We start from the raw sequence: 20,411 nt of genomic DNA on the forward strand, positions 1-20,411 counted from the left end.
CTCGCTCCCCGATCCAGCGCCGAAGATGTCGGCGTAGGGGGTCCTGTCTGTACGCAAGATCCAGGCTCGCCAGGTCAGACGTCGATGCCAAGTATCGTACGACTTTCGCAAGGTTTGCGCTTGTCACGCGGGGCTCCTCGATGTGGAGGAATTTCGCGCCTCTTCGTAGCGGTTTCGACGAGGCTGGAGCCATTATCACGGTCGGGGCTGCCGGCCCATCGACCGCCAACGACAGCAGTCCGTCGACGGTGCATTGTGTCCTCGCACCGGTCAGATCGCAGATCCTCAATTCGTCAAATAGGGTCGCCTGTACGGACCACATGTTTTCGAGCGTGGCGGCATCGTACGAGGCGACCTCAACCGCCCATTTGCCGCGCAATCTCACGCAGGTGCCGTAAAACAGCCGGCCTCAGCACGCCGCTTCGATAGCTGTATAGCAGCACACCGCTGAACGGGGCCGGAGAAAGCAACCACTCGACATCAAGCATCACCACCATCCTCGCCACCGGCGCACCCGCTGCTCCGGGGTCATGCGCTGCCAAAGGTGCAGGACGTCCGACAACCGCTCAAGCTGTAAAGGATCAGGACGCCCATGGCCTTCGATTGCGGCTACCTCTTGCCGTCGCTGGGCTATCTCAGAGCCGCGATCTTGAAACTCGCGGAGTTCCCACCCTTGGTAGATCCAATGCCACTGCCTTGCATCAAATGCCGAAAGCGGAGCCATCCCGTATTTGCATGCTTCAGCGATCGCCCGGTCACTCAGGTCCCCTGAAAATATTGTCCGAGGATACGAGAATGGTCCTGGGGACCTCCATAGCGCCCTAGGTATGCGCAATAGCTGGCGTAAGTCTTTCGGACCTGACCCGTCACCATCAAACTTGTTGATACCGGCGCAGAGTTCGCGAACGTTTTGCCAATGGAACGCCATTGGCTCGGCGCCCTCGCACGTCGACACGCGTACGATATGGCCGAAGCGGTGCGCGCAGGAAGCGCGGAAGCCCTCAAGGCTTCCAATTTGAGCACCATCGATGTGGGCTATCACCCGCCCGACGATCTGACCACCGTCCCGCTCAATAACGGAGATGGCGGCAAAATTAGAACCTTGTGAGCCCATCTGTGATTCGAGTTCAAGGCAGAAGCTGCCAATCGCCTCGGCGCCAAGCCTTTCCAAGTCGCCTACCTCGCTTTGAACAAGGATGCGAAACACCACATTCATCGGCACGCCATGATGCTGCACGAAGAAGCTCGCACGATTGATGACTTGCCGGATTTCCTCGGTCTCGATGTACGGCGACGTGGCCCGTGAATTCTTCTTACCAAGCGTGTCCGCGCCAGGCGGAGACCTCTTTGGGCGCTCGGCATCTTGGCGGTTCCGTTGCCGGGGCGTCTTGATCGCAGGTGTCAAGTCAGAGCCTACAAAGGCTTCGAACAGCAGCAACTTCAGTTCGGCCGAGTCATCATCCTGAGGTAACGGCTGCGACCAGAATTCGAGCATCCGCCGCATAAGAGGTTCAGCTTTGCGCTGATCTGCCAGATCGAAGCGCACGCACAGCCGCGTGACAAAGTCGCGCCGAACGGCGACCATGCTCTGTACGAGGGGGTCTATCGGCAGCAGATGACCGAGAACGTCATTATAGTAGGTCGTTGCAAGGAAAAGCCGGATCCATCTGACTTTCTCCGGCGGCTGCGCCGGCCACTTGCGGAGCGCATTTGCCTGCAGGTCCCGATCACCACAAGCCAGGGCCATGCAGTAGTCCCGAATATGGTCACAGACGCTGAGATCATAGACATTCTTAACGAGATCGACGTCAATCCGACCGCCGCGATCGTGGAGCTGTTGCAGCGCAATGGTGAGATCTCGTGCATAGGGCGGCTTTGCCGCGATGAGAAGATGGAGCGCTTCCGGCTCGTACGCAATCCGTTCCCGCCCGGCGATATACTCTAGAAGGTCATAGGCAACCTTCGGCGTCAGCGCATGGATGCTCAACTCCGTCAAACGCGACACCAGCGCTGCGTTCAACATCTGCGCTTCGCTCGTCGCAAAGAAGAACTTCACCGCGGCGGGACTGTCTTCGATGAGCTTGAGAAGCCCGTTTTGGGACGCTTTTGACAAGGCATGAGCTTCGTCGAAAAATAGCACCCTGACTCGGCTATCACTATGAGACTGAACAAGAGTCCTCGCCCAACCCACCAAGTCTTCGTCCGATCGACCGGGCACATCGACCTCGAAGTGATAGCGCCCGGGCTGACAGCAATTGTCACAGCGCCCGCAAGGCGAGCCGTCACGTTCTGCGGCGGTGCAATTGAGAGCTCTTGAAAATAGCTGGGCGAGGCTCGTCTTTCCCGATCCCACGGCCCCATAAAGGAGAAGATGTCGGCCGAGAGTCCTTTTGGCGGACAACGCGGAGAGCAGCCGAACGGCGTGGTCCTGGCCGCGAACCTCGCTGAAACGTTGCGGCCGATACTTCTGCTCCCAACTCACCGCACTTCTCCGTCCGCGGGCGACAAGGATACCCCCTCGCCAACGCTGATTGCCTCGACCTTGCCTGACGAAGCTGATGAACCTGACGAAGCTGACGAAGCTGATGCCACTGATGAATTGAAGATTGCCGATATTTCCGGCAGCGCAGCGGCCGGTTGCGGGTTTGGCTTCTCAATCTCAACGGTGCGGTAATCAGCCAGCGTGAGCGTCGGACGCTGTTGCCGCACGCGATAGAGTGCTCCGATCTCCTTCTTGTGCTTCTCGGAGAAAGGCGCCCGGCTGTCTTTCATGTGCAAGAGCATGGCGTCGGAAAACTTTTGCTTCGAGAGCACGTCACCAGTCTCCATGACGTAGAGGTCTCGGAGCTTGTCAGCGCGGACGCCGCCAGAAACGGAAATGCGCTTGATCTTTTCCGAGTTCGTGTCGAGAGAGAACAACCACGCGAGGAGCTTCGGGAGCGGTCGATCACGGGTCTGGTGCAAATGCAGCTCTTCCAGGGATTGGAGAATCGGGCTCGCCGCATAGGCATCGACGGATTGCCACAACATTTCGTAGTTGAGGCTGGATACGATTTCCCAAATTACCTTCTCACCGCCTTTGGCAACATTACCGTTGCGAAACGGCATCATTGCAAACCTGCGGTGACCGGTCTCATCCTCAACAAGTTCATGAATAGGCCTGTTCGCCGTACCAATCAGAGTGGCCTTTTGCCGCGTGCTGGTTGCTTGGGACGTGTGCAACCGACGGCGAACAATGCGCTCAGAAGTGATCAGACTCTTCAGGATCGGCACAGTTTCCTTCGGCAACTGCTCCATGTCGTCAACGACAACGACCGGAAAACCATAGATGTCGCCGCTGCGGTGGTCGGCGAAATCCGAGATAAGGGCATCGGCGCTTGCAAGGTCTTTGAGAGGGCGGATCAGCGCGCGAACAAACGTCGTCTTTCCGGAGCCTTGTTGAGGGCTGAAAATAACTGGCATCAGATGATGCACAACCCGCCGACCCAGGCTTTTCGATTTGACTTGCCAGATAAAATGGCGAATGCAGTCGCAAGCCAGTTGGACGGGCATGTCGAAGAGCTGTCCGAGGCGAGTCCATTCGGGCTCGGCTGCCAAAGCAATCGCTTCCGGAACTGGGCGCATAAGCGGAAGCAGGATGGAATTGCGGCGCTCCTTGCGGCGACGGCGGAGTTCCTTCTGAAGAGCAGCCTTGACCAGGCCTTTCTTGGTCTTCACGCCCCGACGATCGCGATCCAAAGCCATGTCGTCCAGAAGATGGGAAGAGGTCAGAATCTCGGTCTGGAGATATTCGATTGCCATATGGGGGGCGTCTGCACACAACAAAGCGCCGGCTACTGTTAGCGACCCGTCATATTGCACCTCGATTTGATGACGATCGAGATAGTCGCAAACATAGCTCTGCACATCCTCCAAGGCTTCCGCTGCCTGCTGCGTGTCTGGAGAACCGCTGTCCGGACTGAGAGCCAGTTCTAGACTTTGGCCTGGCTGATCGTGATGGCCATCGTCGGCTGTTACTTCGGACTTCATAGTGACTGCTTCCTTATAAGTTCGATGCTTCGGCCACGCGGCCGACTGGTGAGGTCAGTCAGGCGCCTCGCAGCCCGCGCTTTCGGGGCGGACTGAAAACCCCTGATTTGTGTGAGACGGCGAAGACACAGAACGGCGTCGCTGCAAGACTCAGCGGCCTTGCCGACGCGAACGAGCCCTTCCAGCCGATTTGCTTTGGAAACTCGCCACGCCTGCTGTCGTCGTCACTCACGGACGACGCTTTGCCTCAAGTGGGTTCAGTAAGAACGGGGGGTAGCCAATTTAAAATGAGAAACGGCTACCTTTGCATCCTTGCAAGGCCAAGCAGCAGCGGACCACTAGCGCATAAAATGTCGTGATTTCAATGGTTTAAAAGACGTTGGCTCGAACCGAACTGACCCCCGTTTATGGCGCGACGTCGCCGTCTTGGCCGGAATGACCGTCGTCCACCCCGGAGGACGACGGCCGCCGCACCACACTCGTACTCGAGGCCCACCGCCGGGGGTGTCGGCATGGCCAATATCTCGACAGGCAAATCTAACGTGACGCTCGGTCGACTTTACCGCCAGATGAAGGCGGCAACCATGTGACAGGGGCATGCCATCCCGGCGGTCAAAGGATTCTCGGCAGACAAACGATCGGTGGCGCAGCGCTTCGCTCAGCACAAGCCATTCAACTGAGAAACAGATTCTTTCGAAGTCGCCATGATCGCTGCGCGAAAAGGCAGCGGAACATAGCAGCCCCCCATGGGCCCCGCACTTCCGGCTATCCAGGTCGTGGAGATCGAGCGGTGAAACGTCGAAAGGCATCGACAAAAGCATTCGGCGAAAGTCGAAAGCAGGAGCAGGCTCCGGTAACTCCCGACCTGCAGCTGTTGCGCAATTGACGGATGTGTTGCGCAATAGCCCCGCCAGATGAAGCGGCGCGTAAAGGCCGACCGGCTGACCCCGGCCTACCCGTAACAGGGTGCGCTTATCCGAAGACTGACCGACGGCGTGGCTCCGGGTTTCGGGCTCCCATCGACAGCAGCTTCGCCCTCGCAGGCGAAGCTGTGCCCTTCAGGCACAGAAACCTCCCTCCGACGTCCACCAGGTTTCGAGAAGCCGCAGGGACGCGTATCCGAAATCTCAGAATTCCGTACACCCTCGGTTAATTACCGTCCCGCCCACGGTGATTGGGACATCAGCGGCGCGGCTCCGAGCTTCTATATCGCAAACCACTTCTAATAGAACCATTGGAGCGCATCGCATGATCATCGGCAACGGCTTTAAGAGGCTGGAACAACGCGTCACGACTGCCCTCCACGACGGACGCCTTAGTTCGAAAGAGGCGGGATTCCTGCAGAACATACTTCGTAAAATCGAGCTCTATCGGGATCGAGCTTTCGTCACCGACAACCAGGCGAGCTGGCTCTTCACGATCCTCACCAATTTCGAGCAAGGAACAACCCACAGTACCAGGCCGCGCCGCCGGAAATCGACTAACGCACCTTCTCCGCATTCGTCACCCGATCAAGGCTCGGAATTGGACCGGCTTTGGAGAATACTGGCCGCTCTGGACAACCAAGCTGTGGCCGAGGAGGCAAAGCCCGAAGCTATCGACATCAGCAAAGTAATGGACGGAGATGGAGTGAAGGTCCTCCAGCAACCTTAAGCTCGTATCGCTCGGCGCGCCTGGCAACATACTCTCCTATTCGTCAACATCGTCGTCTTCTAGTCGAATCTCTCTCGCCACAACGGCCACAACAAAGAGAGAGACACCTTGACGAACACAAATCCGACGATCCCGCCCCCTGCTTCATCCGGGACCCGTGGGCGGAGATCGAGATTTCAACAGCTCGCGCGCACACCATGGGTGCCTGAACGCCTGCTCCAGCAGTTCGGAGGGACTTGCGAGATCGATTCCCGATTCCGGCGGGCCGCGCGTATGCTCCAGATTCTATGGATGCGCGATAACGATATCCCGAACGCGATGACGGACGGCGAGCCCAGCTCGCATCTTGCCTCTTATCTTCGTGCGGATGCTGCGGAAGAGGGCCGGAACTTCCTAAACCCGGACATTCACCTCCTCGCTCTGAGGGACCTGCTTCTTCTTAGGGAGGAAGACGCGGCGGTCGATGAAGACCGCCTCCTTATGAACAGTGTTTCGTCGATGCCCGCAACTCTGAATTGCATTGGGCCTCTTGCGCTGAACCTCAAACTTGCCGGCCGAGTTTTCAAACAACTCCTGCCCGACTTCGTTCACTCTGTGGACCGAATCATTTTCGAGCATTCGCCCGGGCGCAGAAGCGACAAATACCTGAGCGACCGTTCGGCGTTCGACGCAGCAGTGTTCGTCAAGACGCCCGATCAAGGGAGGGGCGTGATCTACCTTGAGCTGAAATACACCGAAAGCTTGGATCATGCCACTAAGCCGTGGAAACCCAGGCAGCTCGAAGCGCTTCGCGAGGTCGGTCTCTACAAAGACCCTGATAGTCCAATCCTCCGCTCCGGACCCTGCGAGCAGCTCACTCGCGAACACATGACCGCACAACTGGCCGTCCGAAACGGAGCGGTGCCCGGAGCCTGCTTCGTCGGAATCGGGCCGAGCCTAAACCGGCGCGTCCAAGCAGCCTTCCGCGTCTACGCGAACGAACTCCTTCCGCTGAATCCTGCTGACCCATCGCAGGTCCCTTTTCACCACTTCACGCTCGAAGCATTCATCGACGCGATTGATGTCGCCGGCGACAGGGACACGGCCGACCGCCTCTGGCAGCGCTACTGCAACTTCCAGCGGATCTATGATGCGGCTCTTAACGTCCTCGCACCGAGGCTCAGTCCAGACGTCGCGGCCAGCACGTCGCAGGCGGTGCCAAACGATGGCAGAGCAGGCGGCCAGAGGAAGCGAGCGCCGCAAACTGACAGCGGCACCACCGGTCCAGTCGTTCCCGCACCTGGAGCCAGCCTCGATGGTTGAGATCGATCTGCTCACGGTCGAAGATCGGGTTCGGCTCTTAGTCAACGCATTGGCTGACGAACGTGACCATTTTCCGGTGGTTAAGCTGTTCACACCTGATGCGGCCGCAACCTGGCTGATCACTGAATGTGACCCAGACGAAGTAGACCGCCTATTTGGTCTCTGCGACCTGGGCCTCAATTCTCCTGAGCTGGGGTATGTGAGCCTTGCCGAAATCAAGCAAGTCAGAGGCCGGCTAGGTCTTCCCGTGGAACGAGACCTTCATTTCACCGCGGACAAGCCGATCTCAGCATACGCTGCGGAAGCGCGAGCCAAGGGCCGCATTGTTGCGTAAGAGGCGCAAGCGCTGTGAACATCAGTGGGACCACGAGTCCCACTGCCAACCCGCCTTCATCAACAGTTACGCGTGCGCAAATTGCGGTACCGCATGGGAGGAGGCGTGGTCCTGCGGTTGCGACGACAAGTGTCCCAAATGCGGCGTAAATTCGTCACCGATCGACAGTCAAAAGGTCGGCCCTTGCGCTTGTGATTACCTCGGACACTGAGACGATACATGGCCCTCGCCCTACGTGCCGCCCATCATCGTCCTCCTCGATCGTTCGCTCCACCAACCACGCAAAAAAATGCGGCCGCTAACGCAAACGCAACGACTATATTTTCTTACCCCCACCGCCACCGACCGCCACTCACCCGCCGACCCACCCTTACCCAGCCCTCTCCCTTCCCCTGCCCCACCGTCAAACAAGACACCCAACAGTGTGAGAGACGGTAGAAACTGGCTACCGTTCCTTGGTGAAATGCTGGGCGAATGGCCTGAACTCTCCGACTGTCAGATGAAGTCCTTCAGGAAAGGAACTTGGCAGAACGCCTACGGGGACATCTCACGAAATCGATTGTCGGCGAGTTCATTTTCGCTAGTGCGCATGACTTATTTCCGCCGATCACCGTTTCGGACCGTTTCACATACAGGCAGTTCGTATGCCCAGCTTACCGCCTCCTGTATTGACCGCCCTTCCGGGCCGTCATTCGTCTAGATCCGCGTTGGTCCCCCAACCGGCGCGCTGCGGCTTTCGATGATAGATCGCGCGAGCGCAACATAACGATCCCTCCGTCGAATTCGCGAGAGCCAACATCTTCGCGAGGGACCTTGACTGCCGTGACGACTAACAATCCGCGTTCATGGAACGGAAAGGCCTTGGCCGGCGATTGGGTGGTCTCATTGAAGCTGGATGGCGTCCGCGCGATTTGGCAAGACGAGCTTGGCTGGGTAAGCAGATCGTCCAAGCCCTTGCATAACCTCCCTCGTTGGCGTGATGGTCAACCGAGAGATTGCGAGGTATTCGTCAACAATTTCCGCGACACAATTCGAGCTACCCGGACCAAGTGCCTCAGACAAGACACGCCCTCAATCACGCGACAGCACCTGTACGGCCTCTCCCCACTCGATCCCCGCCTCCATTGGGGCACCATAACGAACCCCACGCCGACGGACATTCGCGCATTGTTAGACCGAGCCAATGAACTCGGTTATGAGGGGGTTGTCCTCCGGAATGGCTCCGACTGGGTCAAAGTCAAGCCGTTCGAAACCTTTGATGTTTGTGTTCTCGACTCTTCAGAAGGGACTGGCAAACACCGCGGTCGGCTCGGCTTCGTCACAACAGCTCGAGGTGCCGTGGGCGCGGGCTTTACGGACAGCGAGCGCGAAGTCCTATGGGCTGAAGCCAACGCCGGGCGACTAGTCGGCCAGGTCATCGAAGTCACCTGCATGGAGCTGACAAACCAGGGCAAGTTCCGTCATCCGGTCTTCATTCGTATGCGCCCCGACAAGGCGGCTGATGGTACAGCTTGATCGGTGACGCTCCGAGGCCCGCGACCGTTTCGCTAAGACCATTGCGCAAAAATCAGCGGCACGAGATGCTGTCGCGTCAGTATATTTTTTACCCCCACCGCCACCTACCGTCACCCACCCTCTAACCCACGGCCATTCACCCCTCACCTACCCTCCACCTACCTTCCTATCCTCCCCTCACTGCCTCCTTCCCCCGGCGCCACCCACACGCAACCTTCCCTGTCGACGCCATTCCGGGCACCGCTTCCAGAGGCTCTGGATAGGTTCATTGTGGATGCCGAGCTTTGCGCTGAGCATCGTGCTCACGCCATGAGCGATCTAAATATGTTTCGTGGACCCGGCGGCAAGGAGCGGACTGAGCAGGAATATAGGCATCTGCTTAAAAGGTCCGGCTTCACGGTCAAATCGGTCCTCCCGGCCGGAAGGTTCAGTGTGATCGAGGCGAAGCACGCGTAATAAGCTGAAACAACTCCTGATCAGGCCGAGCGTTCTGCGCGTCATTTAGCGATGCCACGACCAGGATCAGCCCGGGATCTAACCGCGTCGATTAATGAGCCGTGCCGTTCTCGGAACTCGAGGCCTCCAGGCAGCTTCAGCTGGACTCAATCCGCCCCTGAAGAAGTGTACCGTCCGCCGAGATTCAACAAATGCGGCCCGCTCTGCCGCGTTGAGCTGGGCGGGGCTCACGCTCCGCCAATCGCCCTCATATGCGGCGTTCGAGCGCTTCGCCTGGCTTAAGTAGTCCTTTGTCTATGTAGACCGTCCCATCGAACTTAGATGCATAAAGTCGTGGAGCTTTAACAGCTGCACGTTGCAGGCTATATCGACATGGCGTTTGGTTGATGGCTGGGAGCCCTATCGTCACATTCTCTCACCGGTCTTCATGACGCACCGACCTCTACTTTCGCGATCGCCGCTGGATGAAGCCGCAAGATGAACGCTAGCAAACAGGAAGCCGGACCGCGCAGCTAGCGCGCCGAGACGTAACCAAAGCATCAAGCTAGAACTTCCAACAGCACTCCTCGAATGGATTGATAGCCAAGCACAACTGAATGAAACGAGCCGGTCGGACATGATACGGCGACTGATCGAAGAGTCGCGTCTTGAAGTCCCAGCCGAGCTCGGTCAAATACGTACGGCCTACCATGAAGCTGGACATGCCGTTGTAGCTCGCGCACTCGGAATCCCTGTGAATGTCGTGACCGTAACTGCAAATAGCAAATCGCTGGGGCATGTAGTCTTTGGGGAAACACCTATGCAGATGCATCGCCGACTTTGCGACGCCGGTGGCGATCTAAAGGACCGCGCTGAGAGCGAGTGGACAGCTTGGAGAGCTCACATCCGAGCGATCATGGCCGGTCGCGAGGCCGAGAAAGAAGTACTTGGTTTCCATCATGACGACAAAAGCGACCGGCACGACAGAAGGCAAATTCTTCGACTTGCAACCTGGATAGGTTATCGCACCCGAGAAGAGACAATTCACTATCTTCGGGTCGACACGATGCAAATAGTGGGAATCATGGCTCGCTCCATTCGGCGAGTCGCTGAGGCCCTGTCACACACCCCATCGCTGACTCAACAGCAGATTGACCGGTTCATTGCAGACACAGGCGAACAGCTTGGCCCCGATCTTCTGCGAGCATTCGGCCTCAAAAAAAGGCGTAAGGCAAGATCACAAGACGCCTAGCGCAGCCAAGAGACCCGTCGAAGTCTTGAACTCGGCTGGCAGCCGCCTATGCAGTTGCTCGCATTGATCTCATGGAGTGATGAGCTCGTTGCCTTGAAGTAAACATTGAAAGGGATCAGACGAAGCAAGGTCGACGCTTCGTGCGACTCTCCCTAGAACAGCGGCGAGGGGTACCGTCACGTGAAGGGCCTTGGAAACCTGACGTAGCCTGATGACCTGCAAGGTGCGAAGCTCAAAGAGCCCCTTTCGGGGGCTCTTTTCTTTACATCACCACGGAAGCGTGCATGGCTCCACACCACGCTTCGCAATCAACCAGATGCCCCCGTGGTATAACTGCCATTTCTCGCCTCCGTCGGAAGCCCTCGTGACAATGGACGGCATCATCAACGGGCGATCTTACCGATGGATGATCAGCGCCCAATTCTTCGAACAAGCCATCCTGGCTCTTCACACGCCGATTTCGAATAGTTACGCAAGAACAGCTTCATCTCGACATTGGCGTGGTCAAAGGGGAGAGCCGCGGTCTTCGCGAAACGCAGGCGGATGAACCGTCGATCCGGTCGAACGACTTGGTCAGATGTATTACTAGCGGAACTTAGGCCGCTATTGCGCCCGCACCCTCCCTCCTTCATCGTCCCGCCGCTCTATATTGCCAAAGACCACCCATATTTCGAGTACACCTATGGCAACGAAATTAGGACCCCCGAAGCATCTCGCTCAGATCGCACACATGATGTCTTCGGAAAAGCGAGCGAAAGCTCTACTCGAACTGGGAGCTATCGATCCCTACAACGAAACGCACGTCTCGCTGGCTCTCTCAGTAAACACGCCAGAAGCAGGTGCGGCCGGCAGGCAGATCAGAAGCCAGTGGGAGGATCTTTGGAGTGTGGAGGGGTACATCTATTACCAAGAGTCACACGTGTTCGATATCACATCACTGTCTCCTCACGACCCCGATGTGTTCCGACGAGCCGACTATACTGATGACGATCTTGATAGCTTGGCAGCAACTCTTCTAAAGAGCCTGCGCTGGAGAAGGAAGGAGCAAGCCATTTACGTGTATTTGGCCGCCTGTTTCGGCGCTGGACCCAATTCGTATCACCTGCGCGCGCTCGCGCTAATCGATGGGATAATTCTCCATAAGCGTATCGAGCAAGCTTACTATCACTGATAGCGGCGTACGCGCTTGGCAAGGCTCCAGAAGCGAAGACAAACGCACCTGACCGAACCACCGTTGATGCGTCGTGCGAGTCTCCCCAGAGCAGCGGCTAGGGGTACCGTCACGTGAGAGCTTTCGAAAACGGGACGTAGCCCGCGGATACCGCATGTGCGAAGCTCAAAGAGCCCCGGAAGGGGGCTCTTTTCTTTCCAATCTGATCCCTTCATCGTTTGCTCAGCTTCCGGACAACCTCAGCCGGATCAAAACCAATGATTCGGCCAAGCTCAATCAGCTCCACCACGTCGATCCGCCGCTGACCGGACTCCATGTGCGTCACCCACGACTGATAGACGCCGAGTTTTTCCGCGACATCAACCTGACGCAAGCCAGCGTCCTTCCTAAGCTCGACCAGCATGGCTGCGAGCTTCTTCTGAATCGGCGACGTGACCGTCTTTGGCATCCAGCCTCCCGGAGGGGGCTAGAGACATAAACCGACTTTTCAGATACCGATAAAATCGGTATTCATGGACACAACTAGCCGAAGCTTTGGCTGAATCTCACATGTCCGAGCTTACATTCTGAGGAAGCAAATGAACAACCTGATGAAGCGATGGTGGCCGTTGTGCCTATTGATCGGAGGCGGCGTGCTCCTCTGGCTTCTTGGCTACGGCCCGCAGGATCGGGCCGCGGTCGTCTTCATGGCTCTCCTGGTCACGGCAGCCGGCGGCTACCTCATCTTGGCCGAGCGGCAGAAGCGTAACTGAGGCCTGTGGAAATCCACCGATATCGCACCAAGAGCTGCCAACGATGACCGATTCCGCTGAACCGTCTATTCATCAGTCTCACCCGAGCAATGACCGAGGCTACGCTTTTGCCGTCTACGCCCTTTACGCGCTTGGCTTTTTTACAGTCATAACCACCGTCGTCGGCCTCATCATCGCTCATGTGAAGGCGACCACCGCCAGTGGCGTTTGGCTGAGTCACTTCCAATTCCAAATTCGTACGTTCTGGATTGGGCTCCTTTATTTCGTCGTGGGCTTCGCCCTCCTTTACGTCTACATCGGATTCCTCATCGTGCTGTGGTGGACGATTTGGACTCTGGTTCGCATCATCAAGGGGGCTATTCTGCTGCACGACCGGCGCCCAATCCCAGAGCCGAAATCTTGGCTCTTTGGATAATTGCGAAGATTGGCGGCTCGGCATAGAGGGTTGTCCCAGCCAACCTCATGGCTTTCCCGGAGCTCCCGATTGAGCAAGACCTACGCGATTGGAGACGTCCATGGGTGCGCGGACCAACTCCGGGAACTTGTCCGGCTCATCGAGGAGGACGCAGGCGCAGGAAGGTCAAAGCTCGTCTTCCTAGGCGACTATATCGATCGAGGGCCAGATAGCCGGGGCGTCGTCGAATTCCTCATGGACTTGCAGAGATGGTCCCCGGATGAGATCATCTGCCTCCGGGGCAATCACGAGGACCTCCTCCTTGCCGCGTTAGAGGGCGAAGACGCGGAGCTCGTTTGGCGACAGAACGGAGCTGATTCCACTCTGAAGAGCTATAGAGCGATGAGCCCGAACGAACTTCCCACGGGGCACATCGACTGGATTCGTTCGCTGCCTCTCTCCCACGATGACGGACAGAGATATTTCGCGCACGCCGGTGTGCACCCGGCCAGACCGCTAGATCAGCAGCGACCGCGTGATCTGCTTTGGATCAGAGAACCATTTCTCTCAAGCGATACCGACTATGGCCGGCTCGTTGTACATGGTCACACGCCGATCTCAAGTGGTTCACCTGAGCTACGCTGCAACAGGCTCAATATCGATACTGGTGCAGTCTATGGACGCGCGCTGACTTCGGCGGTCTTCGCGAAAGGCAATACGGCACCGTTGAAATTCCTTTCGACGAAATCTCTAGAGGACAAATAGATCTCCCTGAGGAAGCTGGTTACTCGGGATCAGATAACAAGCAAAAGCCCGCGAGCGCGTAATGTCGTGGACGCACTCACCGCTTTTGAATACAATTGCACTTGCCGAACATAACGATCACGACCCTCGTCGAGCTCCCGATCGGTCTTGAAATCTACCACGGTCCATCCCGTGAAATCGGGTAACTCCTCCCAAAACGCGAGATCGACCACTCCCTCGATCAGGGCATTATCCTGCATCAGCATTACTGGGATCTCGCGGCGCAGTCGTCCTATGCTGGCGGCCTTCGCAGCCCGCTGCAATACAGGATGCATCTTGGCGCGACGAACAGCCGCGACGGCAGATTCAATCTCCTCTTCCGTCGCTCCGATCATCTTGCCCTGAACATCAGCGGTCGCCGCTGCATCATCAATCGAGGCCCGCAGGTCGATTAACGACAGCACAGCGTGAACAAGTGTTCCAAAGCGTCGCCCACCAGGACGATGAACGCCATCTCGTGCCACGACATGCACCTCGACGGGCTCGATACTCAGCGCTTCTTCTTTGAGATCCTGGGCCGCCGAAGTAACCGTCCGGCTCTTCAAAGTCGGTACGGACGCTGCCTCTAAAATCGCTTGGCGTTGAGCCTGCCACACATCATGTCTAAGAACACTGTCAGTCGCAGCGGTCTCGCCAGGATCTAGCTCCAAAAGCCGCTGATGCCGAAGCGGTGCCAATTCTTCGGTCTGGAGCTTGAGTAGACTGGGGTCCCACCACGTGACCGGCACGTTACCGGGCTGCCGCAAATGCAGGCCCGGTCTCACCGATCCCGAAAGTGGCGGCTTCCCCTTTGGACCCCGGTCGAGAACGCTCTCTTCTCCGAAAGCTGGGCATCCAGCCGCAGGCACCGATCGCCGACACGCGGCATCCACCGGATACAGAAGGGGATTGAGGACTTCGAACCATCCCTCGATCGCTTGATCACCGCAGGTCGGGACGACTAGAAGATCGCGGGCTCGCGTCGCCGCCACGTAAGCAACACGCACAGCCTCGGCTCGATCACGCTTGAGCTCAAGTTCACTCGCTTCCAAAAGTTCGACCGGGCATGCCCCACAGATTTGCTCTAACCAGATAGAACGGCTGGTATCAATGTGTCGGCCGGGGCGGTCACGGGAAGCGGGGCAGGTCGGATCTCCAAGGATCACTATAGGGAACTCCAATCCCTTAGCCTTGAAGACGGTCATGATCCGGACGCCCTCGGTCCCCTCTTCAACGACAGGCGCTTCGTCGACCTTATCCCGCTCGGCATCGGCATCGATACTCTCGACGAACGCGCGGAAAGAGGAGGCGATTCTTTCGAACCGTCGAGCCGTGTCTATCAATCGTTGACAGTTCGCAAGCGCCTGTTCGCCGTTCTGCCAAAGAGCAATCCCGGCCTGTGCTCGGACTGCTTGCAGGAGATTTGTCAACGTTTCGGCGATCGGCCGGCTGTTGCGCCCCAAGTGAAGCTGCCGAAGGAGATCAAGCGCGTCGGCCACTTCCAAAGCCGACGGGCTGAGAGTGGAGCGATCGGCAACACGCATTGGATCGAGACGTCGAAATTGGACCCCGCCCTCATCGTTGATCCATTGGCGATAGAGAAGAAGCGCCTCATCGCTTAAGGCGAACAGGGGTCCACGTAGTGTCGCAAAGACTTCAAGCTCATCGTCAGGCCATTCGATCGCAGTCGCGGCGTTCCGTAGCGCAATGACCTCCTCACGATCATGGAACGACCGGCCGCCCACCAGCACATGAGGTATACGCCTGGCTTCTAGTTCGCGCACGTATGGTCGCGTAACGTCCGCCCGGTAATTGCGGAAGCGGCGAAATAGAATGGCAATATGTCGAGGGCGGATCGCGACCTGTTGGCCCGCTTCTTCGACCGTCCACCCGCTTTCATTGATCAACCAATCGACGTACGCTCCTACGGCGCACGGCAAGGACTCGTTGATGCTCCACTCTGTCACTTTACCATAATCGCCGTATGGTCGCGGTGTAGGCAATGCAACAATCGTTGGGCGGCCGCTCACCTCGTCGCGCGCTCGTTCGAGCGCAACGTATCCTTCTGCTTCCTCATCCGCCGCGATCGCGGGCGCGAAGGCCGAGTTGATGAAAGCCTGAATGGAAGGCGTTGATCGAAAGCTGGTCGTCAGATACAGGATTTCAGCACCGGCGCCCAGCAAAAGCCCCTTGATTTCTGCGTACAACGCGACGTCCGCTCGCCGAAAGCGGTAGATGGATTGCTTCGGATCGCCGACAATGAATAGCTTCCCTGGGACCGTTTGGACGGCCCGCCAATCTGCTGTCGTGTGACCGTCGGCAGCAAGCAGCAACAAAATCTCGGCCTGAAGCGGGTCGGTGTCCTGGAACTCGTCGACGAAAAAGTGAGTGAAGCGAGCCTGCAGCTCCTTTCGGACACCTTCATTGTCGCGGACGAGGTCACGCATCTTGATAAGTAAGTCCAGGAAGTCGAGCGAACCCGACTTCGACTTCAGTACCTCATACTCAGCGATGGCCACCTGCAATGCATCATGCACCAGCGGAGCAAGGTCGGCATCGCTGGCCGCTACGAACGTTTTGAGGTTAGACCGCACACGGTCTCGGCGCGCCAGGACATCGGTACGAGACAGGGAGCCGAATGTTGTTCTTGGCGCTCCCTTGTGATCCCAACCCTTGACTCGTCGTCGGTTTGTCGCGAGGTCGCGTAGATCCGCTTCGAGGCCATCGTAATCGCGGCCGCGGACGGCCTCGAGACGAGTTGCCTCTTTGACGAATGAAGCGATTTCCGTCAGGTTGCGAGCGAGATAATCGTCCGGCCAAGAGCTCAAGGAAGCCAGCTCGCCAACCTCCGCCAACTCGTCGATCAACACGTCGATCGCTCCCTGGCGATCGAACGGGTCCCGCCGCCAGGCCTGAGCGAAATCACGGTGATCGCACAGCACGTGCATTGCCTTTCGAAGCTGCTCGTGCGGAGGCTCACCGCCGGATCTCCTGCGAAGAATTCTCCTCGGTCCCTCGGGAGGGTCTGCTAGGATCCTTTGCAGCCATCGTTCGAACGCCTGATCCGCGACTGCCTCGGCCGCTGCGTCATCGAGCATCCTAAAGGCAGGATCGACGCCGGCTTCCACTGGGCGCTCGCCCAGGAGGTCCCCGCAGAACGCATGGATTGTCCCGATATGTGCGAGCTCGAGCTCTTCGAGTGCCTTATCGAGACGATTCCGCTCCGCCTGATCAGCGTGGAGCCGCGCTTTTTCGAGCTCGAGTCGAAGGCGTAGCTTCATTTCGCCCGCGGCTTTTTCTGTAAACGTCACTGCGACGATGCGAGCTAAAGTCCCTTTTCCGCTGCGGATCAGGCCGACGATCCTGCCGACCAAGGCCGTCGTCTTCCCGGTACCCGCCGCAGCTTCGACAAAAAGGGTCGATTCGTAGTCGCAGAGGATCCGAGCTCGCGCGCTGGCATCGACTAGTTCTGTCACTGCCAAGCCCTCAGCGCCTGCAACATTTCTAGATCGCCTTGAGGCTTTCGTGCCGAACGGATTTCCTCATAGGGTCCGCAAACGGTCCGATAGTTACAATCCCCGCACTGCCCTTTTCCTGGCGCCGCCGGAAGGAAAGGCCTTTCTATGGCCTGTCCGATGACGCTCGCGACGTCGAGGGCAGCATCGCGCGCGCGCTGATCGAGGGCGACGACTTGCTCGGAGAACTGACCTATTGACGTGCAGAAATACAGGCGCCCTTCGGAAACCTTATCACCGTCGAACAACTTCTCCGCAGCGAGCGCGTACAAGACGGGCTGCAACGACTGCCCGCCTTCGATGACCGGGTGGCTTGCCCCGGTGTTTTTTCCCGTCTTGTGATCGATGACCCTGAGCAACCCGCTCGGATGGCGCTCCACAAGATCGATCGAACCGCGCAATTGGATGCCACAATCCAGCAGAACGGCGCTCGAAACCGATCTAGGATCTGCTTCGCCGTGGTCGGCACGGCGAGTCAGGCCAAATGAGAGTTCGAAATGCTTTGGAACGAAGCCCGACGTGTCCTCGCTCATCCGTCGCAGCCACTCACGGAGATCGGCGCGAATTTCAGTCACAGCATTGTTCCAGACCTGATCGATGGCCGGCGCCAGCTCGTCTTCGTAGCGATCGGTTACCGCCACTATGACTTCTTCAAGCAGGACTCTCGCCCGCTCGAGGTTGCCCGGACGTACCGGCAATAGATTCTCTGCCGTTAAGCGGGCAAACAGGGCAAACTGGACATCGTGGATCATGGAGCCACGGTGGAGAGGATCCAGATCGTCGATCGCAACCGCGATGTCACGAGGTGCGATTCTGTGGATGGCATGAAGAAAGAAGCTGTATGGGCAGCGCGAGAAGGTCTGCAGCGCGGTCGGCGAATAGCCACGAGCATCGAGCGCGTGCTTGGCCATCAGCGATCGAACTTCGGCCGAGGGACTGAGTAACCCGTCAGCGACGGTCCAACCTCGATTCCAACGTTGATAGCGGTTGCGCAAGGCACGCGCGAGATGCGAATTGACCCTCAAGAGATAGCGCGCGCGACCAGCGCCGCCGTCCGTCAGACTCATCAGGCCGCCGAGGACGGCGAGATCATGCTCCGCGTCATCGATGGCTTCGTTCGGATCGTCGGGTGCCGGCCAACCGAGCCGGCTCCCAGCTACGGTCTCAGCTCGGCGTGTGAGTTCCGCGAAATCCGGCAGCCTTCCTTCCGCCGACCTCACAGCTTCCAGCGCGTAGAACGAGGGAACCCGCGGACGCGATTGGTCGAGGTCGATACGTGGATAGGAGAAGAACAAGCGCCGTTCAGCAGCACCCACGGCGAGTGCCAGCGCAAGCCGCTCCTGGTCAAGTCGTGACTGATTGGTCGCTAGACTCTTGCCGAGCTGCGCGCGGACGACGTCGAGCAGGATGGGCTCCTCGACGATCTTCTTAGGAAACATCTTCTCCGCAAGGCCCGGGACGAAAACCGCCTCGAAGCTCAGTCCTCGAGCCGATTCGATGGTTCCGACGAAGAGCTTTCCGTACCGCTGAGGGGACGGCGGCTCAGCCGTCTCCAACAGAAGGCTTCGTAGGACAGCAAGGATCTCGTCCAAAGACACCGGGCCTACCGGCGCCAACGGCTCGAGCTCAGCCAGCGCCGCAAACACGCGCTGCGGGCGCCTAAGGCTTCGAGCCGCAAGCGTGCTCAAACGGTCGAGCCATTCTCGCCAAGTCGCGGAGATCGGCAGACTTTCAAGTTCATCGATGAGCGGAAGAGCGAAGCCGGAAAACGCCGTGAGGTCGTTCAAATCACGGGAGATTGCGGCGGCTTGCGCGTCCTCCTGTGCTTCCGTCGCCTCGAGTCTGCGGCGCAAATCGTTAGCAAAGCCGTCAAGTCGCCTCCGCCAACGATCACTTCCACCTATCACCGCGGCTTCGACAAGCAACCGTTCCCATCGCCGCGGTGCCCGGAGATACCCTTCGCGCACGGGCCCGTCCGAAGGTTCCGAGACGTCCAGGCTTTGCACCGGGGCCTTTGTTGAGTCGCCTGCAACAGCCATCGTCGAGACGGGAGTGGTCTCGACGTCAGGCGCGACCCACAAATCACCCCGGAGCGGCGCATCGGGAGGCGCACCCGCGACCGCATCGGGCACTTGGCCGAGCGAAAGGTATTCGGCGAATTTTTGCGCCGAAAGGCCTTCGGCGGCACAATCGAGCAAACAGCAAAAGGCGCGCCCTGCGGGGTCCGGCCTCACTGTCCCGCGCGCAAAGTGAACGGGGATACCCGACCGCGAAAACGCCTCCGCGAGATGCGAACGATAGAGATCGGCCGACCGCAACAGCACGGCCATCCGATCGAACGGGCGACCGTCCCGAGCAAGCGATATAATGCGGCGCGCGATCTCGACGGATTCCCGTCCCTCTCCTGGCGCCGAGAATATCTCTATCTCATCGCTACCCTCGATCTCCGGCGGCTTCTCTTGCTCCTTGAAGAGATGACGTTGAAGGCGCCCGAGAGCATCCTTTGGTTTCTCGACAGCCTGATCCAGATCGCAGGTTTCGAAGCCCAATCGGTCACGAAAGCAATTCAGAGTTTCCATATCACCTGCAGGTACCGTTGCTAGCGTTGCCCGCGCCGCAGAGATAAATGCGGAAAGGAATCCGAATTCCGCCTCGGTCCGTACCGCGACGTCGAGCAGCAGGGTCGGCAGCCCGACGAGCCGATGCCTAACCCGTCGGGCGATCGCAACCCGTCGCCAGCGCGAGAGTGCCGGACCAATCGATAAAGCCACCTTCCGCCAATTCCCGCTCATACTCGCGAACGATCGGTCCAAAATCTGGAGCGACGACATCGAGCTCGCCGGAACGGATGCCGGCGGAACGCAACTCCGCTATCACACCGGCTATCGCTCGCGGAAAGCCGGGCGTGTGGCTAACGGAAGCATACCGGCCCAGCTTGCGCTCGACCTTCAAACGATGGATCAGCCGCGTGGTAATCGCGTCCGCGCCAATTTTGGTGAGGGGTACCACTCCGCGGCGCGCGAGCTCTTGAGCCGCGACGACCGACACGAGTTGCAAAAGACTGATTCGATGCCAACCGAACGCCGCGCCCCTTCGAGACGCAACTTGGCGCACGAGTTCGTTGGCGGCGTCGACCGTGGCGCCGACGACGACGAGTTCCTCATCTCGCTCCCGAGCCTCCAGCCAAGCGCATGCGCGCTCTATCCGGTGACGACTGGACGCGGAAGTGACGGCAAGCAAATCCATTTGAACGAGACCATACCTCAATGAACGGAC

Annotated in this window: 16 protein-coding genes; 10 read left to right on the forward strand and 6 right to left on the reverse strand. The window is 58.4% G+C overall.

What is annotated here, in order from left to right; genetic code table 11:
- Positions 1–487 precede the first annotated feature (487 nt).
- Together ACVINW_RS10745 and ACVINW_RS10750 are read right to left on the reverse strand one after the other, a co-directional pair.
- On the reverse strand, positions 488–2,482 hold the full coding sequence (locus ACVINW_RS10745; protein WP_456751269.1) for an AAA family ATPase: 1,995 nt from the start codon (positions 2,480–2,482) through the stop codon (positions 488–490).
- On the reverse strand, positions 2,479–4,029 hold the full coding sequence (locus tag ACVINW_RS10750; protein WP_456751270.1) for a primase-helicase family protein: 1,551 nt from the start codon (positions 4,027–4,029) through the stop codon (positions 2,479–2,481). Before ACVINW_RS10750 ends, ACVINW_RS10745 begins: the two co-directional genes overlap by 4 nt.
- A gap of 1,248 nt (positions 4,030–5,277) precedes the next feature.
- Here ACVINW_RS10750 and ACVINW_RS10755 point away from each other — a divergent pair.
- The 7 genes from ACVINW_RS10755 to ACVINW_RS10785 all read left to right on the forward strand — a co-directional run bounded on the left by ACVINW_RS10755 (position 5,278) and on the right by ACVINW_RS10785 (position 11,691).
- The gene (locus ACVINW_RS10755; RefSeq protein ID WP_456751271.1) at positions 5,278–5,682 is read left to right on the forward strand and encodes a hypothetical protein; all 405 of its coding nucleotides are present in this window, start codon (positions 5,278–5,280) and stop codon (positions 5,680–5,682) included.
- A gap of 201 nt (positions 5,683–5,883) precedes the next feature.
- Positions 5,884–6,984: a PGN_0703 family putative restriction endonuclease gene (locus tag ACVINW_RS10760; protein WP_456751272.1), complete on the forward strand. Its 1,101-nt coding sequence runs from the start codon at positions 5,884–5,886 to the stop codon at positions 6,982–6,984.
- Complete coding sequence (locus ACVINW_RS10765) at positions 6,977–7,318, forward strand: DUF2958 domain-containing protein (protein WP_456751273.1); 342 nt, start codon at positions 6,977–6,979, stop codon at positions 7,316–7,318. Before ACVINW_RS10760 ends, ACVINW_RS10765 begins: the two co-directional genes overlap by 8 nt.
- A gap of 822 nt (positions 7,319–8,140) precedes the next feature.
- Entirely contained in the window at positions 8,141–8,833 is a 693-nt protein-coding gene (locus tag ACVINW_RS10770) for a hypothetical protein (RefSeq protein ID WP_456756364.1), read from the forward strand.
- Positions 8,834–9,103: 270 nt separating this feature from the next.
- Complete coding sequence (locus tag ACVINW_RS10775; RefSeq protein WP_456751274.1) at positions 9,104–9,289, forward strand: methyltransferase; 186 nt, start codon at positions 9,104–9,106, stop codon at positions 9,287–9,289.
- A 733-nt stretch (positions 9,290–10,022) separates the two neighbouring features.
- Complete coding sequence (locus ACVINW_RS10780; RefSeq protein WP_456751275.1) at positions 10,023–10,520, forward strand: hypothetical protein; 498 nt, start codon at positions 10,023–10,025, stop codon at positions 10,518–10,520.
- 730 nt (positions 10,521–11,250) lie between these two features.
- A complete protein-coding gene (locus ACVINW_RS10785) occupies positions 11,251–11,691 on the forward strand; it encodes a hypothetical protein (RefSeq protein WP_456751276.1) in 441 nt (146 codons plus the stop codon).
- Positions 11,692–11,902: 211 nt separating this feature from the next.
- On the opposite strand, the gene ACVINW_RS10790 is transcribed toward ACVINW_RS10785, so the two are convergent.
- Positions 11,903–12,139 (reverse strand): helix-turn-helix domain-containing protein, encoded by a 237-nt coding sequence (locus tag ACVINW_RS10790; protein ID WP_456751277.1) that lies wholly within the window; start codon positions 12,137–12,139, stop codon positions 11,903–11,905.
- A 130-nt stretch (positions 12,140–12,269) separates the two neighbouring features.
- Here ACVINW_RS10790 and ACVINW_RS10795 point away from each other — a divergent pair, with 130 nt between their 5' ends.
- The 3 genes from ACVINW_RS10795 (at position 12,270) to ACVINW_RS10805 (ending at position 13,602) form a co-directional block, all read left to right on the forward strand.
- Positions 12,270–12,443, forward strand: coding sequence for a hypothetical protein (locus ACVINW_RS10795; protein ID WP_456751278.1), 174 nt, complete (start codon positions 12,270–12,272; stop codon positions 12,441–12,443).
- 43 nt (positions 12,444–12,486) lie between these two features.
- A complete protein-coding gene (locus tag ACVINW_RS10800; protein WP_456751279.1) occupies positions 12,487–12,858 on the forward strand; it encodes a DUF4870 family protein in 372 nt (123 codons plus the stop codon).
- A 69-nt stretch (positions 12,859–12,927) separates the two neighbouring features.
- Complete coding sequence (locus tag ACVINW_RS10805) at positions 12,928–13,602, forward strand: metallophosphoesterase family protein (protein ID WP_456751280.1); 675 nt, start codon at positions 12,928–12,930, stop codon at positions 13,600–13,602.
- Positions 13,603–13,631: 29 nt separating this feature from the next.
- Here the strand turns inward: ACVINW_RS10805 and ACVINW_RS10810 are convergent, their stop codons facing one another.
- The 3 genes from ACVINW_RS10810 to ACVINW_RS10820 are packed head-to-tail and all read right to left on the reverse strand — an operon-like array spanning position 13,632 to position 20,381.
- Positions 13,632–17,096, reverse strand: coding sequence for a UvrD-helicase domain-containing protein (locus tag ACVINW_RS10810; protein WP_456756365.1), 3,465 nt, complete (start codon positions 17,094–17,096; stop codon positions 13,632–13,634).
- Positions 17,093–19,906: a PD-(D/E)XK nuclease family protein gene (locus ACVINW_RS10815; RefSeq protein WP_456751281.1), complete on the reverse strand. Its 2,814-nt coding sequence runs from the start codon at positions 19,904–19,906 to the stop codon at positions 17,093–17,095. The genes ACVINW_RS10810 and ACVINW_RS10815 overlap by 4 nt, the downstream gene beginning before the upstream one ends.
- Complete coding sequence (locus ACVINW_RS10820) at positions 19,842–20,381, reverse strand: hypothetical protein (protein WP_456751282.1); 540 nt, start codon at positions 20,379–20,381, stop codon at positions 19,842–19,844. Before ACVINW_RS10820 ends, ACVINW_RS10815 begins: the two co-directional genes overlap by 65 nt.
- Positions 20,382–20,411 lie beyond the last annotated feature (30 nt).

This window comes from Bradyrhizobium sp. USDA 4461 (genome assembly GCF_054055655.1).